The sequence below is a fragment of the Curtobacterium sp. MCBA15_013 genome, assembly GCF_001865095.1.
Taxonomy (GTDB): domain Bacteria; phylum Actinomycetota; class Actinomycetes; order Actinomycetales; family Microbacteriaceae; genus Curtobacterium.
This window is the reverse complement of record NZ_MJGQ01000021.1, coordinates 1,020-1,447: the sequence shown is the minus strand read 5'-3', so window position 1 is coordinate 1,447 and position 428 is coordinate 1,020. Positions and strand designations below refer to the sequence as shown.

Annotated in this window: 1 protein-coding gene; it reads right to left on the bottom strand. The window is 67.1% G+C overall.

Features of this window, described 5'->3' with window-relative positions:
• A partial coding sequence (locus BIV01_RS11815) for an AAA family ATPase (protein ID WP_139199328.1) occupies positions 1-428 on the bottom strand: 428 nt, incomplete at both ends.

Sequence of the window (428 nt, the reverse complement as noted above, 5' to 3'; positions counted from 1 at the left end):
GGGCCTTCTCGATCTCGTCGAAGAGGACCACGGAGAACGGCTTGCGGCGCACCTTCTCGGTGAGCTGGCCGCCCTCCTCGAACCCGACGAACCCGGGAGGGGCACCGAAGAGTCGGGAGACGGTGTGCTTCTCGCCGAACTCCGACATGTCGAGGGAGATCAGCGCACCCTCGTCGTCGAAGAGGAACTCGGCGAGGGCCTTGGCGAGCTCGGTCTTCCCGACGCCCGTGGGGCCGGCGAAGATGAACGAGCCGGAGGGACGGTTCGGGTCCTTCAGGCCGGCGCGGGTGCGGCGGATGGTCTTGGAGAGGGCCGAGATGGCCTCTTCCTGACCGATGACGCGCTCGTGCAGTGCCTTCTCCATGAAGACGAGACGCGAGGTCTCCTCTTCGGTGAGCTTGAACACCGGGATGCCCGTGGCCTGCGCC